General features: G+C 69.1%; 15 protein-coding genes and 2 tRNA genes. 12 read left to right on the top strand and 5 right to left on the bottom strand.

The window, feature by feature from the left end; all coding sequences use genetic code 11:
- On the top strand, positions 1 to 104 hold a 104-nt coding region (locus tag AB4078_RS01530), incomplete at its 5' end, for an IS3 family transposase (protein ID WP_441975954.1).
- A gap of 111 nt (positions 105 to 215) precedes the next feature.
- On the opposite strand, the gene AB4078_RS01535 is transcribed toward AB4078_RS01530, so the two are convergent.
- The 3 genes from AB4078_RS01535 to AB4078_RS01545 all read right to left on the bottom strand — a co-directional run bounded on the left by AB4078_RS01535 (position 216) and on the right by AB4078_RS01545 (position 2,254).
- Positions 216 to 1,535 (bottom strand): hypothetical protein, encoded by a 1,320-nt coding sequence (locus AB4078_RS01535; protein ID WP_441975703.1) that lies wholly within the window; start codon positions 1,533 to 1,535, stop codon positions 216 to 218.
- A gap of 144 nt (positions 1,536 to 1,679) precedes the next feature.
- On the bottom strand, positions 1,680 to 2,048 hold the full coding sequence (locus AB4078_RS01540; protein WP_440731496.1) for an A1S_2505 family phage non-structural protein: 369 nt from the start codon (positions 2,046 to 2,048) through the stop codon (positions 1,680 to 1,682).
- Positions 2,049 to 2,180: 132 nt separating this feature from the next.
- Positions 2,181 to 2,254: transfer RNA gene (locus AB4078_RS01545), tRNA-Gly, on the bottom strand.
- Between the two features lie 130 nt (positions 2,255 to 2,384).
- Between AB4078_RS01545 and AB4078_RS01550 the strand changes: the two genes are divergently transcribed.
- The 9 genes from AB4078_RS01550 to AB4078_RS01590 all read left to right on the top strand — a co-directional run bounded on the left by AB4078_RS01550 (position 2,385) and on the right by AB4078_RS01590 (position 10,369).
- Positions 2,385 to 2,458: transfer RNA gene (locus AB4078_RS01550), tRNA-Pro, on the top strand.
- Between the two features lie 63 nt (positions 2,459 to 2,521).
- Positions 2,522 to 4,009: a trigger factor gene (tig, locus tag AB4078_RS01555; RefSeq protein WP_441975704.1), complete on the top strand. Its 1,488-nt coding sequence runs from the start codon at positions 2,522 to 2,524 to the stop codon at positions 4,007 to 4,009.
- An 81-nt stretch (positions 4,010 to 4,090) separates the two neighbouring features.
- Positions 4,091 to 4,585, top strand: coding sequence for a tetratricopeptide repeat protein (locus AB4078_RS01560; protein WP_440731498.1), 495 nt, complete (start codon positions 4,091 to 4,093; stop codon positions 4,583 to 4,585).
- A gap of 80 nt (positions 4,586 to 4,665) precedes the next feature.
- On the top strand, positions 4,666 to 5,256 hold the full coding sequence (locus AB4078_RS01565; protein ID WP_440731499.1) for an ATP-dependent Clp protease proteolytic subunit: 591 nt from the start codon (positions 4,666 to 4,668) through the stop codon (positions 5,254 to 5,256).
- Positions 5,257 to 5,273: 17 nt separating this feature from the next.
- Positions 5,274 to 5,924 (top strand): ATP-dependent Clp protease proteolytic subunit, encoded by a 651-nt coding sequence (locus tag AB4078_RS01570; protein WP_440731500.1) that lies wholly within the window; start codon positions 5,274 to 5,276, stop codon positions 5,922 to 5,924.
- Between the two features lie 144 nt (positions 5,925 to 6,068).
- On the top strand, positions 6,069 to 7,022 hold the full coding sequence (locus tag AB4078_RS01575) for a sugar-binding transcriptional regulator (RefSeq protein ID WP_440731501.1): 954 nt from the start codon (positions 6,069 to 6,071) through the stop codon (positions 7,020 to 7,022).
- A gap of 29 nt (positions 7,023 to 7,051) precedes the next feature.
- Positions 7,052 to 8,020, top strand: a complete 969-nt coding sequence (deoC, locus tag AB4078_RS01580; protein WP_441975955.1) for a deoxyribose-phosphate aldolase — start codon at positions 7,052 to 7,054, stop codon at positions 8,018 to 8,020.
- A 13-nt stretch (positions 8,021 to 8,033) separates the two neighbouring features.
- Positions 8,034 to 9,521 (top strand): aldehyde dehydrogenase family protein, encoded by a 1,488-nt coding sequence (locus AB4078_RS01585; protein WP_441975705.1) that lies wholly within the window; start codon positions 8,034 to 8,036, stop codon positions 9,519 to 9,521.
- The gene (locus AB4078_RS01590) at positions 9,518 to 10,369 is read left to right on the top strand and encodes an aldehyde dehydrogenase family protein (RefSeq protein ID WP_441975706.1); all 852 of its coding nucleotides are present in this window, start codon (positions 9,518 to 9,520) and stop codon (positions 10,367 to 10,369) included. Before AB4078_RS01585 ends, AB4078_RS01590 begins: the two co-directional genes overlap by 4 nt.
- Before the next feature lie 76 nt (positions 10,370 to 10,445).
- Here AB4078_RS01590 and AB4078_RS01595 read toward each other — a convergent pair whose 3' ends face one another.
- Positions 10,446 to 11,609 (bottom strand): low temperature requirement protein A, encoded by a 1,164-nt coding sequence (locus AB4078_RS01595; protein ID WP_441975707.1) that lies wholly within the window; start codon positions 11,607 to 11,609, stop codon positions 10,446 to 10,448.
- A gap of 282 nt (positions 11,610 to 11,891) precedes the next feature.
- Between AB4078_RS01595 and AB4078_RS01600 the strand changes: the two genes are divergently transcribed.
- A complete protein-coding gene (locus AB4078_RS01600) occupies positions 11,892 to 12,773 on the top strand; it encodes an AraC family transcriptional regulator N-terminal domain-containing protein (RefSeq protein WP_441975708.1) in 882 nt (293 codons plus the stop codon).
- 204 nt (positions 12,774 to 12,977) lie between these two features.
- Positions 12,978 to 14,246: an ATP-dependent Clp protease ATP-binding subunit ClpX gene (clpX, locus tag AB4078_RS01605; RefSeq protein ID WP_440731507.1), complete on the top strand. Its 1,269-nt coding sequence runs from the start codon at positions 12,978 to 12,980 to the stop codon at positions 14,244 to 14,246.
- Between the two features lie 48 nt (positions 14,247 to 14,294).
- Here the strand turns inward: clpX and AB4078_RS01610 are convergent, their stop codons facing one another.
- A complete protein-coding gene (locus AB4078_RS01610; protein ID WP_441975709.1) occupies positions 14,295 to 16,346 on the bottom strand; it encodes a M3 family metallopeptidase in 2,052 nt (683 codons plus the stop codon).
- Positions 16,347 to 16,384: the final 38 nt, after the last annotated feature.

Below are 16,384 nucleotides of genomic sequence, written 5' to 3' on the forward strand. Positions count from 1 at the left end.
CCGCGATCGACACCTACATCGACTGGTTCAACGCCGAACGGGCCCACTCAACGCTCAAGGGCCTGAGCCCGGTGCAATACCGGACCCAGGCCCTCGCCGCTTAACCCTAAGCTCTCAATCGGCCAGTCCAACTACTGGGGACCAGTTCACTTCGGCAGGGGCTCTCGTCGTGTCCGGGCGACTTCGGACGGTGTGGACGACGAGGCGCGCCGGGTTCACCGGCAGCCGGCTGCGGTCTGGATCAGTGAATCGGGGGGAGAGCCGTAGGCGGAGGTGCCGTTGGCGTCGGACGTGAAGCCCATGCTGATCGCCCACGCGGTGGCCCAGGCCTCCGCCGTCTGATCGTTCGTCGTGTCGTACATCGTGCGGCAGCGGATCGTGATGGCGTGCCCGACCTCGTGGGCGACGATCGCGTGGGCGGCGTCGCTCGGCCATTCCTGGGCGATCGAGTTCGACAGCCGGATGGTCGCGTATCCGCCCCTGTCGTACCACCAGGCGGTCTCCCCGGAGAGGTAACCGTTGGATTCCCCCAGGCCGTTGATGAGGTCGGCCCATTCGAAGTCCAAGAGGAGGCCCGGGGCGAGAGACCGGGCGAACGCCTCCAGGTCGAGGCGGGACTGCTCGAGCGGCCCGGATTCGCTGGCGAGCGTGGCGGCGTGCGACTCCTGCAGCTTCTGCACGGCTTGAGCGAGGGCTGTGTAGTCCGCGGACACCCGGGGCTGGAACGGCGACGCGCGCTGCTTGACCTGGTCGACGGCGTAGCGGAGGTCGAGCACGGCGTCGTTGTCGGCGGGCACGTTCGCGGCCTCCGCGGCTGCAGCGCGACCCGCCGCCGCCGCGAGCGCGGTCGACGCCGTGGTGCGGGTTGCTTCGGTGGCGGTCCGCAGCGGCCCCTCGGCGGCGCTGAGCTTCTTCGCCCGGTCGCGGGCGCTCGCATCGAGCCTCTCGAGTCGTGCGGTGTCGGTGTTGACCTCCCAGAACCAGAACTTCCGTGTGCCCGCACGAGGGCGACTGCCGGGGATCAGCGCTGAGGCGGCCCTGGACTGCTCGGTGGACTGATGGGTGACGTCGGTGAGCATTGTGCGGTCCTCGGCGGTGAGCAGCCCGCCGTCCGCAACGGCGAGGACGGCGGTCGCCGCGTCGGTCACGCTGCGCGAACCTGAGAGGGCGGACTGGACCTGGCGCGTGACCTCGTCCTGATCGTCGAGTGCCTTGCTCAGCGAGGTGCTCTCGTGGTCGAAGCTCTGCCATGCCGTGAGCTCGAGGGCGGCCAACGCGCCCAGCATCAGCACGGCGACCGCGGGAGGCAGCACCCAGGCCAGGACGCGGCGCCGCCGGCGACGACGGGCGTCGGGGTCGGTGGGAGCGGTCTGCGTCGCGTCGGTGTCGTCTGTGCCCGTCTCGGGGTCGGAGGCGCTCGTGCCCAGCGGCGAGGCGCCGTCGAGGTACGGCGGGACCGCGCCGATCAGGGATGGAGCATCATCGACGTGCGACGGGGCGTCGTCGCCGCGCGGAGGGCGGGGCTCTTCCATCACGGTCCTGTCGTTCGGGGCCGAGGGGCCAGGCGATGCGGCGTGCGGCGGCTCGATGTCGTCGCAGGTGCGGACATCCTCTCATGCAGATCGGCCAAGCCGGGCCCGCTCGGACGCATGCGGTCGAGGCTGCTCGGCGCCGCGACCTCAGAGGAAGGCGACGAAGCTCGCCGGCACCGACACATTGTCAGGCAGGCCGGCGAACGACGGCGCGACTTGATCGGGCCTGTAGCCCGCGATCCCGCATCCGACCGGGGTGAGCAGGAAACGCAGGGCAGGGTGAGCGGTCGCGTATGCGACGAACCCCTGTGCTTCTGCGGCGAGGACCTCGAGCCCGCTCATGGTGTCGATGGCATAGGTCTGGCCGTGATGACCGTGCCCTTCACCCCACGCCGCGCCGAACCGCTCGTACGCGATCAGGGCGGCGCCGCCGCCATGAAGGCCCTCGGCGTTCGAGCCGAAGACGAACACCTGGTCCGGCTGGAGTGCCGTGATGCGCGCGGGGGTGATCTCCATGCCCGCTCCCTTCGACGCAGCGAACTCTACGCCGCGAACGGGAGAAGATGAGCCTGCCGTCGCGGATCGAGCGCTTCCCGGCGATCGTCGGATCGGGATCCGCCTGAGATCCCTTGCAGGAGTAGGGAGAAGTGGAGGGGCTGACGAGAATCGAACTCGCATCATCTGTTTGGAAGACAGAGGCTTTACCACTAAGCTACAGCCCCGGATCCCTCGACGAGCGAGGGAACCGGCCCGCGCAACAACACCGCGGACTCCCACGAGCATACCTGACCGGCGGGGGTGCTCTGGTCCGTTAGACTCGTGGAGGCCGTTCCCGCGCGCGCGGGTCCTAACCGGGGCGTAGCTCAGCTTGGTAGAGCGCCCGCTTTGGGAGCGGGAGGTCGCAGGTTCAAATCCTGTCGCCCCGACGTTCACACACGTCGCACTCGCGTGGATCTCCGCGCGGGACATTCACAAGGAGACACACCAGCATGGCGAACAGCACCGTCGAGAAGCTTGCCCCGACCCGGGTCAAGCTGCACATCACGGTCACCCCCGAGGACCTCAAGCCCAGCATCGCGCACGCGTACGAGCACATTGCTCAGGACGTGCAGATCCCCGGCTTCCGCAAGGGCAAGGTGCCCGCGCCGATCATCGACCAGCGCGTCGGTCGTGGCGCGGTCATCGAGCACGCCGTCAACGAGGGCCTGGACACCTTCTTCCGCGAGGCGTCGCTCGAGCACAACCTCCGTATCGTCGGCCGCCCCTCGGCCGAGGTCATCGAGTGGCCGAACGAGAAGGACTTCTCCGGCGACCTCAAGGTCGAGGTCGAGGTCGATGTCCGTCCCGAGATCGAGGTCCCCTCGCTCGACGGCATCACCGTGACCGTCGACGCCGTCGAGGCCGATGACGCCGCCCTGGATGCAGAGCTCGACCGCCTGCGCGCCCGCTTCGGCACCCTGGTGCCGGTCGACCGTCCCGCGAAGGCCGGCGACTTCGTCGAGCTCGACCTCGTCGCCGCGATCGACGGCGCCGAGATCGACCGCGCGGAGGGCGTCTCCTACGAGGTCGGTTCCGGCGAGCTGCTCGAGGGCATCGACGACGCGATCGACTCCCTCACCGCCGGTGAGGACACCACGTTCCGCTCGAAGCTCGTCGGCGGCGACCACGCCGGCGAGGAGGCCGAGGTCTCCGTCACGGTCAAGGCCGTCAAGGAGCGTGAGCTGCCCGAGGCTGACGACGACTTCGCGCAGATCGCGAGCGAGTTCGACACGATCGCCGAGCTGCGCGACAGCCTGCGCGAGTCGGTCGAGCAGCAGGGCGTGTTCACGCAGGCCTCCGCCGCACGCGACAAGCTCGTCGAGACGCTGCTCGAGCAGATCGACATCCCCGTCCCGCCGCAGCTCATCGAGGACGAGGTGCACAACCACCTCGAGGGCGAAGGCCGCCTGGAGGACGACGAGCACCGCGCCGAGGTCACCGAGGCGAGCACCAAGCAGTTCCGCACCCAGGTGCTGCTCGACTCCATCGCCGAGAGCGCCAATGTGCAGGTCTCGCAGGACGAGCTCAGCCAGTACCTGATCCAGTCCGCCGCGCAGTACGGCATGGCTCCGCAGGAGTTCGTCGAGGCGCTGCAGTCCCAGAACCAGCTGCCTGTGCTGGTCGGCGAGGTCGCCCGCAACAAGGCCCTCGCAGTCGCGCTCGGCAAGGTCACCGTGGTCGACTCCAACGGCAAGGCCGTGGATCTGACCGGTTTCGTGGCCACCGAGGACGAGGCCGAGGACGCCGCCGAGGCTCCGGTCGAGGAGAAGCCGGCCAAGAAGGCACCGGCCAAGAAGGCACCCGCGAAGAAGGCTCCCGCCAAGGTCGCGGACGCCGATGAGGCTCCCGCCGCCGAGGAGAAGCCCGCCGCGAAGAAGCCGGCCGCCCGCAAGGCTCCGGCCAAGAAGGCCGCCGAGAAGGCCGCTGACGCCGAGTAATCATCGGATCCATGATCCGGAAGAGGGCGGGTGCACCACGCACCCGCCCTCTTCGCATCCCGAGAAGACGCGAGGACAGAGATGAAGGACTGGCAGGAGCGGATCGACGCTGTCTGGGACGCCGCCGCAGGCGGCCTCGTCGACGAAGAGGTGATCGCGAGGATCGACGCGATCGCCGCCGAGCGCGGGCCGGACGACGCTGAGGCCGCGTTCGAGCGCGCCGGAGCGCGCGATTCCGCGGGGCTGCCTGACGAAGCCGTGCCGCTGTACCGGCGTGCCCTCGAGCTCGGTCTCGACGACGATCGACGCGCCCAGGCGACGATCCAGCTCGCCAGCTCGCTGCGCAACCTCGGCGACGTGCGGGGCGCCCTCGAGCTCATCGAGTCCGAGCACGCGGCGCACCCGGACTCGATCTACCGCGACGCGATCGCCGCCATGCATGCGCTCGCTCTCGCCAGCGCCGGACAGCCGGAACGCGGGCTCGGGGTCGCGGTCCTGGCGCTCGTGCCGCACATGCCTCGCTACCACCGGTCGATGACCGCCTATGCCCACGAGATCGCAGGCGACGACGCCTGATATGCCGACGGCGAACACGGCCGGGCGCGTGCGTTGTCGCCGGTAGATTCGAAACACCGAACACGGAAACAGGAGCTGAAATGGCTGAACCCCTGGTCGCGACGAGCGTCTTTGACAGGCTGCTCAAGGATCGCATCATCTGGCTGGGATCCGAGGTGCGGGACGAGAACGCCAACGAGATCTGCGCCAAGATCCTCCTTCTCGCCGCAGAGGACCCCGAGAAGGACATCTACCTCTACATCAACTCGCCCGGCGGCTCCATCACCGCCGGCATGGCGATCTACGACACGATGCAGTTCGTGCCGAACGACATCGTCACGGTCGGCATCGGCATGGCGGCCTCGATGGGGCAACTGCTGCTCACCAGCGGCACCAAGGGCAAGCGCTACATCACGCCGAACGCGCGGGTGCTGCTGCACCAGCCGCACGGCGGCTTCGGCGGCACGTCCAGCGACATCCAGACGCAGGCGCAGCTCATCCTGTCGATGAAGCAGCGCCTCGCCGAGATCACCGCGTCGCAGACCGGCAAGACGGTGGAGCAGATCAACGAGGATGGCGACCGCGACCGCTGGTTCACCGCCTCCGAGGCTCTCGAATACGGATTCGTCGACCACATGCGCGAGCACGCCAGTGACGTGCACGGCGGCGGCGGCACGGGCGCGGACAAGTAAGGCTGGAGAGGACACTCATGTACACACCCACGTTCCGGTCCGCCGGCACTCTGCCCTCGAGCCGCTACGTCCTCCCTCAGTTCGAGGAGCGCACCGCCTACGGCTTCAAGCGCCAGGACCCGTACAACAAGCTGTTCGAGGATCGCGTGATCTTCCTCGGCGTGCAGGTCGACGACGCATCCGCCGATGACGTGATGGCGCAGCTGCTGGTCCTGGAGAGCCAGGACTCCGAGCGCGACATCACGATGTACATCAACTCGCCCGGCGGATCCTTCACGGCGATGACCGCGATCTACGACACGATGCAGTACGTCGCGCCGCAGATCCAGACCGTCGTGCTCGGTCAGGCCGCTTCGGCCGCCTCGGTCCTGCTCGCCGCAGGCGCGCCGGGCAAGCGTCTCGCGCTGCCGAACGCCCGCGTGCTGATGCACCAGCCCGCCATGGGCGAGGCCGGTCAGGGACAGGCGTCGGACATCGAGATCCAGGCCGCGGAGATCCTGCGCATGCGCACGTGGCTCGAGGAGACCATGGCCAAGCACACCGGTCAGCCGGTCGAGAAGGTGAACCGCGACATCGATCGCGACAACATCCTCTCCGCCGAGCAGGCCAAGGAGTACGGCATCGTCGACCAGGTGCTCACGAGCCGCAAGCGCCAGGCGCTGAGCTGACCTGCTGACATCCCGTGAAAGGGCGGTCCGGAACCGATTCCGGGCCGCCCTTTCACGTCTCCGCCCGTTGCGCGAGTGAGTGACGCACCGTGCTCATATGAGCAATGACGTGCGCGTGCGCGTGGCGGAGGGTACCCTCGGAGAATGCCCCGATCTGCCATCGACGACGACGAGCTGCTCGCCGTTCGTGTGGCGGAGCTGTATTACGACGAGGACAAGACGCAGGACGAGATCGGTGGCCTGCTGGGCATCTCGCGCTGGAAGGTCGGGCGGCTCCTTCAGCAGGCACGGATCGACGGCATCGTGCGGATCGAGATCGTGCATCCGCGCGCTCGCAAGCTCGGCATCGAGCGAGAGTTGCGCGAGCGCTTCGGGCTTGCCGACGCCGTCGTGGTCCCGAACGGCCCGAGCGACGCCGAGACGCTCGCACGCGTCGCGCAGGGCGCCGCAGATCACCTCGCGGCGCTCCGGCCCGTGCCGAAGACGCTCGCCGTGAGCTGGGGGCGGACGCTGACTGCGATCGCCGACCGCATGGCCGAGGGGTGGGCCCGTGGCGTGACCGTGGTGCAGATGAACGGCGGCGTGAGCGTGAACCGCCGCCCGGGAGGCGCCGCCTCGCTCGCGGCCACGATCGCGCAGCGCGCCTCGGGGCATGTCGCACTGCTGCCCAGCCCCGCGATCCTGGAGCGGCTGGAGACCAAGCAGGCCATCGAGCGCGATCGCACCGTCGCCGGCGTGCTCGAGCAGGCCGCCCAGGCCGACGCCTACCTCTTCACCGCGGGCGTCTGCGACGCCGGATCCGCCCACGTCGACAACGGCTATCTGAGCGTCCGGGACATCGACGAACTGGGCCGGCGCGGCGCGGTCGGCGACGTGCTGGGCCGCTACATCGATGCGGACGGCAACATCGTCGATCCTGAGCTCGATGCCCGCACGGTCGGGCTCAGCCTGGAGCGGCTGCGTGAGGCGCGCACCTCTGTCTTCGTCACGGCCGGAGAGGCGAAGCACGACATCGCCCGCACGGTCGTGACCGCGAACCTGTGCACGATGGTGGTCACCGACGAGGCGACCGCCCGGACCCTCTTGGAGGACCAGTGACGACGACCGAACTCGCACGGCGCACCGCGCTGGAGGTGCTCGGCGGCGACCCCGACGACCTCACGCTGCGCCGATTCCTGCACGGCCTGCCCGGAGTGGATGCAGTGGGCCTGGAGCAGCGCTCCGCCGCGCTCGGGACGCGCTCCATCAAGACGACGTCGAAGGCGTGGGCTCTCGACACGATCGTGCGGCTCATCGACCTCACGACTCTGGAGGGCGCGGACACCCCGGGCAAGGTGCGCTCGCTGGTCTCCAAAGCCAAGCTGCCCGATGCCTCGGATCCGACTTGCCCGTCGGTCGCGGCGGTGTGCGTCTACGGCGACATGGTGCCGTACGCGGTCGAGGCGCTCGGTGCCCGGCATGGCGACCCCGACGACGGCGGCATCTCGGTCGCGGCCGTCGCGACCGCGTTCCCGAGCGGCCGTGCATCGCTCGGGGTGAAGCTCGCTGACACCCGTGACGCGGTCGAGGCCGGCGCGGACGAGATCGACATGGTCATCGACCGAGGCGCTTTCCTCGCCGGCCGCTACGGCCAGGTGTTCGATCAGATCGTGGCCGTCAAGGACGCCTGCCGCCGGGAGGACGGCACCTCCGCTTCGCTGAAGATCATCCTCGAGACCGGCGAGCTGAACACCTACGACAACATCAGGCGCGCGTCGTGGCTGGGCATGCTGGCCGGCGGCGATTTCATCAAGACCTCGACCGGCAAGGTCGCCCCGGCGGCCACACTGCCCGTCACGCTGCTCATGCTCGAAGCCGTGCGCGACTGGCACCGGCTCACCGGCGAGAAGATCGGCGTCAAGCCCGCCGGCGGGATCCGCTCCTCGAAGGACGCGGTGAAGTACCTGGTGCACGTCGCCGAGACCGTGGGGGAGGAGTGGCTGCAGCCGCACCTGTTCCGCTTCGGTGCGTCGAGCCTGCTCAACGACGTGCTGCTGCAGCGGCAGAAGCTGACCACCGGCCACTACTCCGGCCCCGACTACGTCACGATCGACTGACGGAGGACCACGCATGGGATTCCTGGAATACGCGCCCGCGCCCGAGTCGCGGAGCATCCTCAACCTGAAGGACGAGTACGGGCTCTTCATCGACGGCGAGTTCGTCGAGGGGCGCGGCGCCTCGTTCGGCACGATCTCGCCCGCCGACGAGTCGCGCATCGCGACGATCGCGCACGCGTCGGATGAGGACGTGGACCTCGCTGTCGCCGCTGCACGTCGCGCCTACACCAAGGTGTGGTCGAAGATGAGCGGCCGCGACCGGGGCAAGTACCTGTTCCGCATCGCGCGGCTCGTACAGGAGCGCGCCCGCGAGCTCGCTGTCGCCGAGAGCCTCGACAACGGCAAGCCGATCAAGGAGGCCCGCGACGTCGATGTGCCGCTCGTCGCCTCCTGGTTCTTCTACTACGCGGGCTGGGCGGACAAGCTGGACTACGCCGGCGCAGGACCTGACCCGGCGGCGCACGGTGTCGCGGGGCAGGTCATCCCGTGGAACTTCCCGCTGCTTATGCTCGCCTGGAAGGTCGCCCCGGCCCTGGCTGCCGGCAACACGGTTGTGCTGAAGCCCGCTGAGACGACGTCGCTCACGGCGCTGATCTTCGCCGAGATCCTGCAGCAGGCCGACCTTCCGGCCGGTGTGGTGAACATCATCACGGGTGCCGGGGCGACCGGCGCAGCGCTGGTGCGCCACCCCGACGTCGACAAGGTCGCCTTCACGGGGTCCACCGCCGTGGGCCGCGAGATCGCCCGCACGGTGGCGGGCACGGGCAAGGCGCTGACGCTCGAACTCGGCGGCAAGGCCGCCAACATCGTGTTCGACGACGCCCCGATCGACCAGGCGGTCGAGGGGATCGTCAACGGCATCTTCTTCAACCAGGGCCACGTGTGCTGCGCCGGCAGCCGCCTGCTCGTGCAGGAATCGATCCACGACGAGGTCATCGACCGGCTGAAGTCCCGCCTGTCGACGCTGCGTCTCGGCGACCCGCTCGACAAGAACACCGACATCGGCGCCATCAACTCGGCCGAGCAGCTCGCCCGCATCAGGGAGCTCAGCCAGGTCGGCGAGGACGAGGGCGCCGAGCGCTGGACCGCCGACTGCGTGATCCCCGAGAAGGGCTTCTGGTTCGCTCCGACGATCTTCACCGGCGTCGAGGCGTCGCATCGCATCGCCCGCGAGGAGGTGTTCGGCCCCGTGCTGTCGGTGCTCACCTTCCGCACACCGGCCGAGGCGATCGCGAAGGCGAACAACACTCCTTACGGTCTCTCCGCAGGGATCTGGAGCGACAAGGGAGCCCGGATCCTCGCCGTCGCCGACCGCCTCCGCGCCGGCGTGGTGTGGGCGAACACGTTCAACCGATTCGACCCGTCCAGCCCGTTCGGCGGTTACAAGGAGTCCGGCTACGGCCGCGAGGGCGGCAAGCAGGGCCTGACCGCGTACCTGCGTCCGGCAGGGGTCGCCCGCCAGATCGAGGCCAGGGCGCAGAAGAAGGGATCCGCGGCATGAGCGCGCGACTGACGGTGCCCAAGACATACAAGCTCGCGATCGGCGGCGCGTTCCCGCGCAGCGAATCGGGACGCACCTATGAGGTCACCACTTCGAAGGGCGCGTTCCTGGCGAATGCCGCCCAGGCTTCGCGCAAGGATGCGCGTGACGCGGTGAAGGCCGCGCGCACCGCGCAGGCGGGCTGGGCGAAGGCCACCGCGTACAACCGGGGACAGGTGCTGTACCGCGTGGCCGAGGTGCTCGAGGGGCGCAAGGCGCAGTTCGTCGACGAGATCGTGGCACAGCAGGGCGTGTCGGCAGCCTCCGCAGGAGCACAGGTCGACGAGGCCATCGACCTCTGGGTCTGGTACGCGGGCTGGTGCGACAAGTACGCCCAGGTCGCCGGCAACCTGAACCCGGTCGCGGGCGCCTACTTCAACATCTCCGCCCCGGAGCCGACCGGCGTCGTCGCGATCGTCGCGCCGCAGGAGAACGCGCTGTTGGGTCTCGTCTCCGTCGTCGCGCCGGCGCTCGTCGCAGGCAACGCCGTGGTCGTCGTGGCGAGCGAGCGGTACCCGCTCTCGGCGATCAGCCTCGCCGAGGTGCTGGCGACGAGCGACCTTCCCGGCGGCGTGGTGAACGTGCTCACCGGATCCCCGGCCGAACTCGCGCCGTGGCTCGCGTCGCATGCCGACGTCAACGCCCTCGATCTCGCCGGCGCCGGCGCAATCGACTGGGTCGACCTGCAGATCACCGCCGCCGACACGCTCAAGCGCGTGCTCGCTCCGGGTGAGGTGGTCGCCTCCCCGCAGCGGATCGCGGCCTTCACCGAGGTGAAGACGGTCTGGCACCCGAAGAGCATGGTCTGAGCCGAGTCGCTGAAGGACCGAGCGCGCCGCGCTCGGCCCTTCAGGCGTCTGGCGGCGGTGCCCAGCCGGGAACGGATCAACCGCTCGTGGTCGAACGGGTGCGAGCACCGCGTCGTCCGACCAGCGCTTCCGCGATGAGGCCCGCGACAAGCAAGCCGGCCGCGGTGCCGAGCGCCGGCACGGCGGTCAGCGTCGCGAGCAGAGGTGCGGTCGCGGCAACGCCCGCGCCGAGGAACGCACGGAACGGCCTTGCCCGGCTCGCCACCATCCGGGAGAACCACGCCGTCGAACCGAGATAGCCGGCGAGGCCGACCGCGAGCGCCGAAGCGGCGAGCCAGCCGAGCGGCTCGTGCGAGGCGATGCGTGCGAGCGACTCCTCGACGCCGAGCGCCGTCACCACGATGCTCGCCACGATCGCGAGGTGCAGGTAGGTGTAGCCGTCGCGGGCGGTGTGCGCCCGCTCCGGTGCGGCACGAGCGATGAGTGCCTGCTCAGCCTCCTCCGCGAGCTGCCGGAAATAGGCCCACCAGAGAGCAGCGGCGATCGTGAGCGCGAGCGCGATCCCGGCCAGGATCCCGCCGCTCATCGGCACGGATGCGACGCCCGTGCCGATCGCGATGATCGACTCGCCGATCGCCAGGATCACGATCAGCCCGTGCCGCTCGGTGAAGTGCGCGGTCGAACCGACCCGCCAGTCCGCGCTTGCGCTCATCCGCTGCGTGACCACCGGCTCGACTGCCGCCGCAGCCGCCCAGAGGCCAACCTGCCAGCCGCCGCCGAGGAATGCGCCCGCGACGAGCAGCGCCCCCGACGGGATGATGGCGAGGGCCGAGGTCGTGAACGCCTGCCGACGCAGCTCGGGCGTCGACACGGCCGCGAACGAGACCGCATGGATGATCCGGGCCGCGAGATAGGCGCCGAGGAACACGAACGGTGCGAACAGGTCGTCCTCGAGGGCGCGATAGGCGTGCATGGCGGTCACGCCCACGACGACGACCGAGCCCATGGCCGCCAGCATGACGGCGCCCACCCAGCCGCGGTCGGCGTGTGCGAGGTTGGCGAGCCAGCCGTAGGAGTTCCAGGTCCACCACAGCAGTGCGAGGATCGTCATCGCCTGTACCACGCCGATGAGGTCATGATGCTCGGCCATGAGTCGGCTGAGCTGCGTGAACGCGAACACGAACGCGAGGTCGAAGAACAGCTCCAGCGTCGTGACGCGATCCCCTTCGTGCGTGGGCACGGCGGTGAGCCTTGCCGCGGACCCGATCACCGGATCATCTCCCACTCCGGCCTGCTCGCCGAGCGGCCCCGTTCATGACCACGGGTGTCTCGCCCGTCTGATCGCGGACGTCGGCGCCGGGGTGGCGACCGCGGGAGAGGACCTGCGCTTTGCTCGTCATACTCACACTCAACCGGGACCCGGGTCGACGGTGTTAGAGCGAAGCTCCCGCGGTCTTGCCCGATCCTCTCCAGCGCGGCAGGATTCGGTGCATCGCCCCGAGGCGCGTGCTTCAATCGGGGCATGGATCTCGAGGAGTTGCGGACTCTGATCGGACGGCACGCGGCACTCGGGGTGCACCGGACGGCCATCCCTTCAGTGCTCGTGTCGCGCAAGGACGGGACCGGGTCGCCGGATGAATCCTCGACGGGGACCGTCCTGGCCGTGGTCGCTCAGGGCTCCAAGCGGATGACGGTCGGCGATGCCGTGCACGACTATGGTCCCGGCCAGTTCCTGGTCGCCTCGGTCGACCTGCCCGTCTCGGGGCAGTTCACCGACGCCACCCCCGAGCAGCCCGCGCTCGGATTCGGACTGGAGCTGCGTCCCGAGGCCATCGCCGAACTGCTGCTCACACCCGAGGCGGCGGAGTCGCTCCGCCCCGTGGGTGCCGCGCGCGCCGCCCCGGCCATCGCAGTGGGCACGGTGTCGCCGCGGCTCCTCGACGCTGCCGTTCGCATGCTGCGGCTGCTCGACACGCCGGATGACCTGCCCGTGCTCGCACCGCTGATCGAGCGCGAGATCCTGTGGTTGCTGATCTCCGGGGAGCACGGCGCGACGGTGCGCCAGCTCGGCCTCGCGGACAGCGGGCTCAACCGGGTGCGCCGAGTGGTCGGCTGGATCCGCGAGCACTATGCGGAGCCGATGCGCGTCGAGGAGCTCGCCCGGCTCGCGAGCATGAGCCCCTCGGCCTTCCATCGAGCATTCCAGGCCGTCACCGCGCTGAGCCCGATCCAGTACCAGAAGCAGATCCGGCTGCAGGAAGCGCGGCTGCGGCTGCTCGCCCACCCCGGCGACGTCGGCGGCGCCGCCTTCGCCGTCGGCTACGAGAGCGCATCGCAGTTCAGCCGCGAGTACCGCCGGCAGTTCGGTGCCTCACCCCGGCAGGACGTCGACCGCTTGCGGTGACGCTCTGCGAGGGCGTGTCGTCATATTCGGGCCGTTCGCCGAGCGCGGACCGGTCGGATCGCCGGAATCCGTGGCGATGCGACCCGTTGTCGGATGTTGAGGTTAGGCTCGAACAGCGGCATCGCCGCACGGTGTTCCCACGCCGTGATCGCCGTCGTGACAGCACGGAGGCGACCGCGGACCACGTCTCGAAGGAGGACGCACATGGCACGCATCGGTGAGAGCGCCGACCTGTTCAAGTGCTCGTTCTGCGGCAAGAGTCAAAAGCAGGTTCAGCAGCTCATTGCCGGTCCCGGCGTGTACATCTGCGACGAGTGCGTCGAGCTCTGCAACGAGATCATCGAAGAGCGCATGGCCGAATCCGCGAACGGCGAGGTCGCCGAGTTCGATCTGCCCAAGCCTCGAGAGATCTTCTCCTTCCTCGAGGAGTACGTGGTAGGTCAAGAGCCGGCCAAGAAGGCGCTCGCGGTGGCGGTCTACAACCACTACAAGCGGGTTCGAGCCCGTGGCACACTGCAGCCGGCGGAGCAGAAGGCCGAAGACATCGAGATCGCCAAGAGCAACATCTTGATGATCGGCCCGACCGGCTGCGGCAAGACCTACCTCGCGCAGACCCTTGCGAAGCGACTGAACGTGCCGTTCGCGGTCGCCGACGCCACCGCGCTCACCGAGGCGGGCTACGTCGGTGAGGATGTGGAGAACATCCTGCTCAAACTGATCCAGGCCGCGGACTACGACGTCAAGCGCGCTGAGCAGGGCATCATCTACATCGACGAGATCGACAAGATCGCGCGCAAGGCCGAGAACCCGTCGATCACTCGCGACGTCTCGGGTGAGGGCGTGCAGCAGGCGCTGCTGAAGATCCTCGAGGGCACGGTCGCGTCGGTGCCGCCGCAGGGCGGTCGCAAGCACCCGCACCAGGAGTTCCTGCAGATCGACACCACGAACGTGTTGTTCATCGTCGCCGGGGCCTTCGCGGGTCTCGAGGACATCGTCTCCTCCCGCGTCGGCAAGCATGGCGTCGGATTCGGCGCCCCGCTGCATGACAAGGGCAAGGATCTCGATCTGTTCAGCGAGGTGCTCCCGGAGGATCTGCACAAGTTCGGTCTCATCCCCGAGTTCATCGGCCGGCTGCCGGTCGTCGCCTCGGTCTCGCCGCTCGACCAGGCTGCCCTCATTGACATCCTCACCGGGCCGCGCAACGCACTGGTCAAGCAGTACCAGCGCATGTTCCAGCTCGACGGGGTGGAGCTGGAGTTCGAGGACGATGCTCTGCAGTCGATCGCTGACCTCGCCGTGCTGCGCAAGACCGGCGCGCGCGGGCTCCGGGCGATCCTGGAGGATGTGCTCGGACCGATCATGTTCGAGATCCCGTCCGAGGAGGACGTGCAGAAGGTCGTCGTGACCCGCGCCGCGGTCGACGAAGGCGCGCCGCCCACGCTGGTGCTGGCACGCAAGCGCAAGAGCGCCTGAGCCGCGCTGTCGGCAGAGCGCCGGAGCGTTCCGCCGACAGCGCTGCCGTCAGCGATCCAGCCCGCGGCGCTTGAGCAGCGGCGCGATCTCCGCATCGCGGCCGCGGAAGTCGCGGTAGGCCTCGAGCGGATCCTTCGACCCGCCAACACCCAGCAGGCGCCGTCGGAAGCGCTCCCCGTTCTCCCTGGTCAGCCCTCCATTGTCGCGGAACCACTCCACGGTGTCGGCATCGAGCACTTCGCTCCAGATGTACGAGTAGTAGCCGGCGCTGTAGCCGCCGGAGAACACGTGTGCGAAGTACGCCGAGGAGTATCTGGTGGGCACGGCCGGATCGTTCAGCTCGATGTCTGCGAGAGCCGCAGCCTCGAACGCTGCGACGTCATCGATCGAGTCGCCCACAGCCAGCGCGTGCAGCGCCTGGTCGAGCCAGGCCGCGGCGAGGTATTCGCTGGTCTCGAAGCCCTGGTTGAAGGTCTCCGTGGCCTGCAGGCGCTCGACGAGACCGACCGGGAGCGGCTCGCCGGTCTCGTGATGCCGTGCGTATTCGCCGACGATCTCCGGCCAGAGCATCCACATCTCGTTGACCTGACTGGGGAATTCGACGAAGTCGCGGAACACGTTGGTGCCGGAGAAGTGCGGGTACGTGACGTCGGAGAAGAGCCCGTGCAGTGCGTGGCCGAACTCGTGGAACAGGGTGTTGACCTCGTCCAGCGTGAGCAGCGTCGGCTCCCCGTCGGCGGGCTTCGCCACGTTGAGGTTGTTCGCGACGACGGGCAACGTGCCGCGCAGCGCGGATTGGCTGACGATCGGATTCATCCACGCGCCGCCGCGCTTGCTGTCGCGCGTGTACAGATCCAGCACGAAGAGCCCGAGCGCCGGTCCGTCCTCCTGGAACACCTCGAACGTGCGCGCGCCCGGGTGGTAGACGGGCAGCTCAGGGCGCTCGGTGAACGAGAGCCCGTACAGCCGGCCGGCGGCGGCGAACACGCCGTCGCGCAGAACGCTCTCCGACTCGAACCATGGGCGCAGCGCCGCGGTGTCGATCTCGTACTGCGCGGTGCGCAGCTTCTCGGTGTAGAAGGCCCAGTCGTGCGCCTCCAGGGGGAACGGCTCGGACTCGGTCTCGTCGATGAGGCGTTGCAGGGCCGCTCGCTCCGCCGTCGCGTTGCGCGCGGCCGGTGCGGCGAGGTCGCGCAGCATGCGCTCGACGGCCTCAGGAGTACCCGCGGTCTCGTCAGCGGTCACGGCGGCCGCGTGGGAGGGGTAGCCGAGCAGGTCCGCGCGTTCGGCGCGGAGACGCACGATCTCGGCGAGGACGCCGCGGTTGTCGTGCTCGCCGCCGCGGGCTCCACGCGCGTGCGATGCCTCCATGATGCGGCGGCGGCTCTCGCGGTTCGTGAGGGCCGCCAGCGCCGGGTGGCCGGTGAAGAGCGGGAGGGTGAGCAGATGCTTGCCCTCGAGCCCGCGCTCGGTGGCGGCTCGGGCCGCGGCTGACAGCTCTCCCGCGCTCAGTCCGTCGAGCTCGGTGGCGTCGTCGAACAGCACGGCCAGCTCGTTCGTGTCGGCGAGCAGGTTTCGCTCGAATGCGGTGCTGAGTGCGGAGATCCGCTGGTTCAGCTCGGTGAGTCGGGCTTTCGCATCGTCGTCGAGTGCGGCTCCGGCCAAGGTCATCTCACGATGCCAGCGCTCGACGAGACGGTGCTGCTCGGGATCCAGGGACAGCGCGTCGATCTGATCGTGCAGCTGCGAGATGCGCCAGTACAGCGCGGAGTCGAGCAGGATCGCATCCTGGTGAGCCGCCATCAGCGGCGCGAGCTCCTCGTCGATCGCCTGGATCTCCGCCGTCGCATCGGCGGAGCTCACGGTGTAGAACGCGTGCGAGGCCCGGTCCAACAGCTCTCCGCTGCGCTCCAGCGCGACCATCGTGTTCTCGAAAGTCGGCATGGACCGCACCATCGTGATCCGGCGGACCTCGGCGAGATGCTCCTCGAAACCCCGCCGGAATGCGGGGAGATAGTGCTCCGCACGGATCCGTCCGTAGTCGGGCAGCGCGTAGGGGAGGGCGGAGGGGGTGAGCAGCGGGTTGGTCTCGACCGTCATGCTCCGAGCCTAGGAGTCGGATCCCGAGTCAGGGTGGA

Origin of the sequence: Microbacterium sp. 2MCAF23, assembly GCF_052115565.1 — a bacterium.
Lineage (GTDB): Bacteria > Actinomycetota > Actinomycetes > Actinomycetales > Microbacteriaceae > Microbacterium.